The 7,535-nt window shown below is 63.1% G+C and carries 10 protein-coding genes and 1 pseudogene; 5 read left to right on the top strand and 6 right to left on the bottom strand.

The window, feature by feature from the left end:
- Positions 1–102: 102 nt before the first annotated feature.
- On the bottom strand, positions 103–588 hold the full coding sequence (locus tag L1069_RS23080) for a MarR family transcriptional regulator (RefSeq protein ID WP_129372085.1): 486 nt from the start codon (positions 586–588) through the stop codon (positions 103–105).
- Positions 589–663: 75 nt separating this feature from the next.
- Here L1069_RS23080 and L1069_RS23075 point away from each other — a divergent pair, with 75 nt between their 5' ends.
- Complete coding sequence (locus L1069_RS23075; protein WP_237457206.1) at positions 664–1,539, top strand: EamA family transporter; 876 nt, start codon at positions 664–666, stop codon at positions 1,537–1,539.
- Between the two features lie 6 nt (positions 1,540–1,545).
- On the opposite strand, the gene L1069_RS23070 is transcribed toward L1069_RS23075, so the two are convergent.
- A complete protein-coding gene (locus tag L1069_RS23070) occupies positions 1,546–2,007 on the bottom strand; it encodes a hypothetical protein (protein WP_237457205.1) in 462 nt (153 codons plus the stop codon).
- A gap of 139 nt (positions 2,008–2,146) precedes the next feature.
- A complete protein-coding gene (locus L1069_RS23065; RefSeq protein ID WP_237457204.1) occupies positions 2,147–2,629 on the bottom strand; it encodes an RNA pyrophosphohydrolase in 483 nt (160 codons plus the stop codon).
- Positions 2,630–2,765: 136 nt separating this feature from the next.
- On the opposite strand from L1069_RS23065, the gene L1069_RS23060 reads away from it, so the two are divergent.
- Positions 2,766–4,793 carry an NADPH-dependent 2,4-dienoyl-CoA reductase gene (locus L1069_RS23060; protein ID WP_237457203.1) on the top strand — a complete coding sequence of 676 codons (2,028 nt, stop codon included), beginning with the start codon at positions 2,766–2,768 and terminating at the stop codon, positions 4,791–4,793.
- A gap of 261 nt (positions 4,794–5,054) precedes the next feature.
- Here the strand turns inward: L1069_RS23060 and L1069_RS23055 are convergent, their stop codons facing one another.
- The 3 genes and pseudogenes from L1069_RS23055 to L1069_RS23045 form a co-directional block, all read right to left on the bottom strand.
- The gene (locus tag L1069_RS23055; RefSeq protein ID WP_237457202.1) at positions 5,055–5,399 is read right to left on the bottom strand and encodes an antibiotic biosynthesis monooxygenase; all 345 of its coding nucleotides are present in this window, start codon (positions 5,397–5,399) and stop codon (positions 5,055–5,057) included.
- Between the two features lie 10 nt (positions 5,400–5,409).
- Positions 5,410–5,730, bottom strand: coding sequence for an NIPSNAP family protein (locus tag L1069_RS23050; RefSeq protein WP_237457201.1), 321 nt, complete (start codon positions 5,728–5,730; stop codon positions 5,410–5,412).
- Between the two features lie 76 nt (positions 5,731–5,806).
- Positions 5,807–5,893, bottom strand: a pseudogene (locus L1069_RS23045) (rod shape-determining protein RodA); the annotation flags it as partial.
- A gap of 144 nt (positions 5,894–6,037) precedes the next feature.
- On the opposite strand from L1069_RS23045, the gene L1069_RS23040 reads away from it, so the two are divergent.
- From L1069_RS23040 to L1069_RS23030, 3 genes are all read left to right on the top strand, one after another.
- On the top strand, positions 6,038–6,373 hold the full coding sequence (locus L1069_RS23040; RefSeq protein ID WP_237457200.1) for a YgdI/YgdR family lipoprotein: 336 nt from the start codon (positions 6,038–6,040) through the stop codon (positions 6,371–6,373).
- Positions 6,374–6,499: 126 nt separating this feature from the next.
- Complete coding sequence (locus L1069_RS23035; protein ID WP_129372091.1) at positions 6,500–7,162, top strand: HAD family phosphatase; 663 nt, start codon at positions 6,500–6,502, stop codon at positions 7,160–7,162.
- 24 nt (positions 7,163–7,186) lie between these two features.
- Positions 7,187–7,369 (top strand): hypothetical protein, encoded by a 183-nt coding sequence (locus tag L1069_RS23030; protein WP_129372092.1) that lies wholly within the window; start codon positions 7,187–7,189, stop codon positions 7,367–7,369.
- The last annotated feature ends 166 nt before the right edge of the window (positions 7,370–7,535 follow it).

Raw genomic sequence — 7,535 nt, 5'->3', positions numbered from 1 at the left:
CCCCCCCCCCCCCCCCCCCGCCCCGCCGTCCGCAGGACGCAAGGGCGCCAGCCCGCGCAGCCCTCTTACTTCAGCGCATTTGGACTTTTTGAACTCTTGGCGTCAGCTGTCAGCCGCCGCCTGGGCTTTGCTCAAAAGCGTCTTGAAGGTCTCAACCTCCTGTGTCCCCAGCCCCTCCAGCAGCCGCGCCTGCGTCTGCACATGCGCGGTTACCGCCCGGTCAACCAAGGCAAGGCCCTCCTTAGTCAGCCCCACCAGAAAGCTGCGGCTGTCCTCCGGATTCACGTCGCGCTTGACCAGCCCGTCCGCTTCCAGCCGGTCGATCCGGTTGGTCATCGTGCCCGAGGCCACCATTGTTGCCTTCAGCAACTCGCCCGGCGACAATGTGTAAGGATCTCCCGAACGGCGCAGCGTGGCCAGCACATCGAATTTGGCCGCATTCAGCCCGAACTCTGCAAAGGTCGTGTGCATTCCGCGCTGATACGCCAGGTACAGCCGCGCTACCCGGCCAATCACGCCCATGGCCGTGACATCAAGGTCCGGCCGCTCCCGTTCCCATTGCTGGGTAATAAAATCCACATGGTCCATATCCCCGGTTTAGAAGATTGCATCTTGACGTCAAGATAAAATCCATTATCTCGACATCAAGATAAGGAGAACCCCATGCCCATCCGGACCCTTCTGCTGACCGCGCTTGCCCCCGCCATCTGGGGCAGCAGCTATATCGTGACGACCTCTTTGCTGCCCGGCCACTCGCCGCTGGTGGTGGCCTTGCTGCGGGCGTTGCCTGCGGGGCTTTTGCTGCTGCTGCTGGTGCGCCGGCTGCCGCCGCTCAACTGGCTGCCGCGCCTGGCGGTGCTGGGGGCGCTGAATTTCTCGCTGTTCTGGGTGCTGCTGTTTGTATCCGCCTACCGCCTGCCCGGCGGCGTCGCCGCGACGCTGGGCGCCGTGCAGCCGCTGATCGTGGTGTTTCTGTCGGCCCTGCTGCTGAAATCGCAGATCCGCGCCGCTGCCGTTGCCGCCGCCCTGCTGAGCATCGCCGGCGTTGCTCTTTTGGTGCTGACCCCTGCGGCCGGACTCGACACATGGGGCGTGCTGACCGGCCTAGGCGGGGCGCTGTCAATGGCTGGCGGTGTGGTTCTAAGCCGCAAATGGCAGCCGCCTGTCCCGCCGCTCACCTTCACTGCATGGCAGTTGACTGCAGGCGGGCTGCTGCTGGTGCCGGTAACACTGTGGATGGTGCCGGAGGTCCCCGTTTTCACCGCCGCCAACATCGCCGGCCTCGCCTATATGAGCCTGATCGGCGGCGCGCTGACTTATATCCTGTGGTTCCGCGGCCTGGCCCGGATCGAGCCGTCGCAGGTGTCTTTGCTCGGTGTGCTCAGCCCGCTGTCGGCCGTGATCCTGGGCTGGCTGCTGCTGGCTGAGACCCTGACACCCAACCAGATGCTGGGCGCCCTGCTGGCCCTGTTCAGCCTGTGGCTTGGCCAGTCGCGGCTGCGCTTGCGCGCCAAACGGCACCCAGCCCCGGCGGAGTAACCCCGGTCACCGCGGCATTGCGGGCTCGCACGCCTTGCCGCGGTGGCAATCCAGAACCTGCCGCCGCACCTCAGACGTATCGGCAAACACAAACCCGCCGCAGGCACCCGCCCGGATCACCAGCTCCTGCCCGCGTTGTTCGGCAAAGAACACCTGGCCCGCGCCCGAGGCCATGCCGCCGCACCAGGGGCCGAGGCATTCCACCTCAAGCACTGCCTGCACGTTGACCCGTTTGGAGAAATACTTGCCGTCCAGCATCTTGCCTGACAGCTGCGCCGGGATGCGGGTCAGCGGCGGCGTGTCATTCGGGTTGTCAGCATGGGATTGCGGCAGCAGATTCTCGTCGAACCTCAGCTCCCCCGCGATGACATTGTAGACGCTGTCCGATTTTGCGGCCTGCAGATAGGCGTCCGCAGGTCCCCAAGGAAGGCAGCTGAGGGCGGCAGCAGAATTGGCGAAAATTGCCACAACCATTGCCGCGATAAGAACGCTTAGGGCAGCGCCTGACCTTGGCGAGGTGCAAAGCGCCGTCCCGCGGGGAAGGTCAGGCGTTAACCGGCCTTTCGGCCAGGCTGAAAAGCTTAGGAGAGGCCGGCGCAATCCCATCTCACAAATACTCCCTGAACTCATCCACCACCCGCGCATAAACCTCGCGCTTAAACGGCACGATCTTCTCCACCAGCTGCGCCACCGGCTGCCAGCACCAGGCCGAGAATTCCGGGTGATCCGTCGCAATATCAACCTGATCATCGCGGCCCAGAAACCGCATCAGATACCATTTCTGCTCCTGCCCGCGGTACTTGCCGCCCCAGAATTTGGGCACCACATCATGCGGCAGGTCATAGGGCAGCCAGCCATCGCTCTCGGCGATGATCTCCACCAGTTCCGGCACCACGCCGGTTTCCTCTTCCAGTTCACGCAAGGCCGCCGCGCGCGGGTCCTCGCCCGCATCAATCCCGCCCTGCGGCATCTGCCAGGCGTCCTTGTAACGGTCCTTGCGCTGGCCGACGAACACCGCGCCCTCGGCATTGATCAGCATCACCCCGACATTGGGGCGGTAGGGCAGCTTGGCAATCTCTTCCGGCGTCATCAGGCTCTCCTAACCATACATTGCTCAACCTTAGACCGCTTGCCGCCGGGGCACGCAAGGGGGTGACGCGGCGTTTGCACGTGACAAGGCGGCCCGCGCCCACGATCCTAGGCGCAACTGCCAGGGAGAGTTTCAGATGACTGCGTACCCCAAAATGCTTGCCCCGCTGGATCTGGGCTTTACCACGCTGAAGAACCGGGTGCTGATGGGCTCGATGCATACCGGGCTGGAGGAGACCGGCGACTGGAACCGGGTCGCTGAGTTCTACGCCGCCCGTGCCCGCGGCGGGGTCGCACTGATGGTCACCGGTGGAATCGGCCCGAACCTCGAAGGCTCGGTGCTGCCCGGTGCCTCAATGATGACCTGTGCCAAAGACGTCGAGAACCACCGCGTGGTGACCGACCGCGTGCATCAGGCAGGCGGCAAGATCGCCATGCAGATCCTGCACGCTGGCCGCTATGCCTATGGGCCGAAATGCGTTGGCCCCAGCCCCGTGAAATCGCCGATCTCCCCCTTTCCGCCGCATGAGCTGGACGAGGACGGGATTGAGAAGCAGATCGCCGACATCGTCAACGCCGCCCGCCTGGCGCAGGAGGCAGGTTATGACGGGGTCGAGATCATGGGGTCCGAGGGCTATTTCCTCAATCAGTTCCTGGTCACCCGTACCAACAAACGGACCGATCGCTGGGGCGGGTCTTATGAAAACCGGATGCGGCTGCCCATCGAAGTGGTGCGCCGCACCCGCGAGGCCGTGGGCCGCGAATTCATCATCATCTACCGGCTGTCGATGATCGACCTGGTTCCCGAGGGCTCCACCCACGAGGAAGTTGTGCAGCTGGCGCAAGAGGTTGAAAAGGCCGGCGCCACCATCCTTAACACCGGCATCGGCTGGCACGAGGCGCGCATACCGACCATTGCCACCTCGGTTCCCCGTGCCGCCTTTGCCTGGGTTACCAGGAAACTGATGGGCAAAGTTGGCATTCCGGTGATCACTTCGAACCGGATCAACACCCCGGAAGTGGCCGAAGACGTGCTGGCAACGGGCTGCGCAGACATGGTGTCGATGGCGCGGCCGATGCTGGCAGATGCGGATTTCGTGGCCAAGGCCGCGGCGGGCCATTCGGATCGCATCGCCCCCTGCATCGCCTGCAACCAGGCCTGTCTCGACCACACCTTCAGCGGCAAACTGACGTCCTGTTTGGTCAACCCGCGCGCCTGCCACGAGACCGAGCTGGCGATCGAACCCGCCGCCGCGGTGAAAACCGTGGCCATCGTGGGCGCAGGCCCTGCCGGCCTTGCCACTGCCGTCACCGCCGCCCAGCGCGGCCACCAGGTCACCCTGTTCGACCGGGCAGATGAAATCGGCGGCCAGCTCAACATGGCCAAACAGGTTCCGGGCAAAGAGGAATTCTGGGGCTTGGTCGACTGGTACCGCACCATGGTGGCCGAGGCCGGCGTCAAGCTGGAACTGGGCCGCGACGTTTCCGCCGGGGACCTGACCGGTTTTGACGAGGTCGTTGTCGCCACCGGTGTGATCCCGCGCGATCCGGCCATTCCCGGCCAGGACGGGGACAATGTCCTCAGCTACATCGACGTGCTGCGCCACAAGAAACCGGCCGGACAGCGGGTTGCGGTGATCGGCGCCGGCGGCATCGGCTTTGATGTTTCGGAATTCCTGCTGGAAGAGGGCCACAGCCCCGCCACCGATCTGCCCGCCTGGATGAAGGAATGGGGCGTCACCGACCCGGCAGAGCACCGCGCGGGCCTCGCCCCTGAAGGCCCGCAGCCTGCCGCCCCTGCCCGCCGTGTAACACTCCTGCAGCGCAAGGCGGAACGCCATGGCAAGCGGCTGGGCAAGACCACCGGCTGGATTCACCGCGCCACACTCAAGATGAAGGACGTGGAATTCCTGGGCGGCGTGAACTACGAGCGCATTGATGCGGACGGTCTGCATGTCTCCTTTGGCGACGCACGCGAAAATCCCACTCTGGTTCCGGCGGACACCATCGTCCTATGCTCCGGACAGATCTCCGACCGGTCGCTTGCAGATGATCTGGCAGAGCATGGCATCACTGCGCATGTGATCGGCGGCGCCGACGTCGCCGCGGAACTGGACGCCAAGCGCGCCATAAACCAGGGCACGCGGCTGGCGGCGGAACTCTAAAAGCAGGCAAGGCGCTCCCGCCTGCTGCTCCAGGTCCTGACGGACCCGGCCTGGCCTGCAGTTGGGCCCGGCCGCGCCTGCGGCGCGGCAGATGGCAGCGCGCAAAGGCGCGCTGCCACGCCCAACGGGCGCAGAGCATGTTTCATGCTCCTAAGCCGGGTGGGAGCCGCCACCCGGTGCGCTGTCTTATTCCGCAGCCGCCACAAGCTGCCTCTCGTCCGGGTTCCCCCGGAACGGGCATCTGTTGTAATTCAGTCCCGGTCAACCATGCATTGACCGGCTGTCCGCCGGCGCTTGCAGCCGGTCCGCCATACCATAGTCCCGGATCACTCCAGCCACCCGCAGCCGGTAATCCGCAAAGACACATTCCCGGCCGCTGCATTGCGCTGCCCGGTGCTCTGCGCCCTCGCGCCAGCGCTGCACCGCTGCCTCATCCCGCCAGAAAGAAAGTGACAACAGCTTCTCCGGCGCGCTCAGGCTTTGGAACCGCTCAACCGAGATAAAGCCGTCCACCTGCTCCAGCAGCTCTCGCAGCGCGGCCGCGGTCTGCAGATAAGACTCTTTCTGTCCCGGAGCAATCTCCGCTTCGAACATCACGGCTATCATATCCACCCCCTCAACCAGCCCCATGCGGTGCCGAGGCCAGTTTCAGCCAGGTCCGGTCCTCGCGCAGCAAAAACCGCTCTTTCTGCGCAAACTCATAGTTCTCGCGCCCTAAGGGGTCCGCCGCCAGCCGGGCACGATAAGCTTCATACTCAGCTAAGTTCTCCACATTGTAGATGCCATAAGCCAGTGTCGACGACCCTTCATGCGGCGCAAAATACCCGACCAATTCCGCGCCGCAGCGCGGGATAGCCTGCCCCCAGTTGCGGGCGTAGTGTTCGAACTGCGCCCTCTTGGCAGGGTCGATACGGTAACGGATTATGCAGGTCAGCATGTGAAAGTCCTCTGTTTGCTCAAGACTCCTGTCTAGCCCGCACCGCCTCCTGGATGCTTCGGTCCAGACCGAAACGTTACGCGACGATGATGGTGATCAGTTCCGAAACATCCGGCGTGGCGTGCGGCACATGGCCAGCGTCGCCCGCCACCAGCAGCAGCGTGCGGCGCCAGAGCGCAGCCCGTACCATCTGATGGGGCTTTCTCCGAATGCGTGATTTTTGTTTGCAGGATCAAATCACAGATTGTAGTTAGCAGGTGAATTAACCCAAATCGCGGCCTTTTCCTGCGGTTTTAAAGGATCCAATATGAAAACTGCATCGTTTCTTGGCCTGCTCGCAGCAGGTTCGTTGTTCCTGTCGGGCTGCGTTTCACCGGACGTTGTCACCACAAATAATGTCGATGACGCTTCGCTGACCTGCGAAGGGATCAAGACCCAGATGGGCCAGCTTGATGAAATCCGTGCCGAAGCCAAGAAAGGCAAAACGGCATCTGGAAAGAACGTTGCGGCGGCACTGCTGTTCTGGCCCGCGGTGATTGGGAACTATGCCAACGCAAACGAGGCGTTGGAGGCGGCAAACAAACGTCACGAAGTGCTGGTCAGTCTGGCAAAGAAGAAGCGTTGCAAGTTCGAAGCCGCTTGAATTTCGGGGTATAAACAGGAATGCAGGGGGTCTTCTTCCTGCATTTTTTGTTTCCGGCTTTGCCGCAGCCGGGCATGACGGGTAAGCTTGTGACCTGCAGCCATTCCCGAATAGAGGCAGACCGTCTTGCCCAAGACCTATCCGACCCCGAAACTGGTGATCTTCGACTGCGACGGCGTGCTGGTGGACAGTGAGCCGGCCTCGAACCAGGCGATGGCAGACAACCTTGCGCGCCACGGGCTGGATCTGACCTTAGAGCAGGCAATGGCTTATTTTACCGGCGGCACCATGGCGGATGTGATGGCCAAGGCCCGCAGCCTGGGCGCGGACCTGCCGGAAAACTGGATCGCGGAAATCCATGCCGAGACCTATGCCCGGCTGAAAGAGGGCATACCGCTCACAGCGGGTATTCCCGATTTGCTGGCACAGCTTGATGCACATGGCATCCCGGTCTGCGTGGCCTCCAATGGCAGCGAGGAAAAGATGCGCATCACTTTGGGCCAGAACGGGCTGTGGGAGCGGTTCCACCCGCAGGCCATGTTCTCAGCCCAATCCTTGGGTGTGGCCAAGCCGGAACCGGGGTTGTTCCTGGCCGCCGCCAGCCACTTCGGTGTGCAGGCACGCGATTGCCTGGTGATCGAGGACAGCGGCAGCGGCGTCACCGCTGCGGTGCGCGCGGGCATGCGCTGCCTCGGGTATGCTCCGCAAGGCAGCGGCAGCAGGCTTGCCGCGCTGGGGGCTGAGGTGTTCAACGATATGGCAGAGGTGCCGGCCCTTTTGTCGATCTGAGGCCGTTGTGGTATTGTCGCCCGCATGGAGCAGACATTGCGCACCCCGTTTCTGCCCTCCCTTGCAGAGACTGAAACCAGGGCAAGACCCAAGCCGAAACCACTGCGGGCACCGCTGTTCATTCAGGACGCGGTAACCCCATGGGCAGGCAGCACCATGCTGCTGGCCTTGTGGAAGCAGCAGGAAGCAGAGGACCGGGACAGTTAAAGCCGCAGCCCGCTGCTGCTTCTTTCTGGTTGAAAATACCCCGGGGGTGGGGGGGGGGGGCCCCCCCCCCCCCCCCCCAAAAAAAAAAAAAAAAAAAAGGATCAGGACCCCCCCCCCCACCCTGTAAAAAAAAAATAAATAATAAAAAAAAAAAGAAGACCCCCAA

It is taken from the genome of Leisingera sp. MMG026, from assembly GCF_021654205.1.
Taxonomy (GTDB): domain Bacteria; phylum Pseudomonadota; class Alphaproteobacteria; order Rhodobacterales; family Rhodobacteraceae; genus Leisingera.
This window is presented reverse-complemented; position numbering and strand designations above follow the sequence as displayed.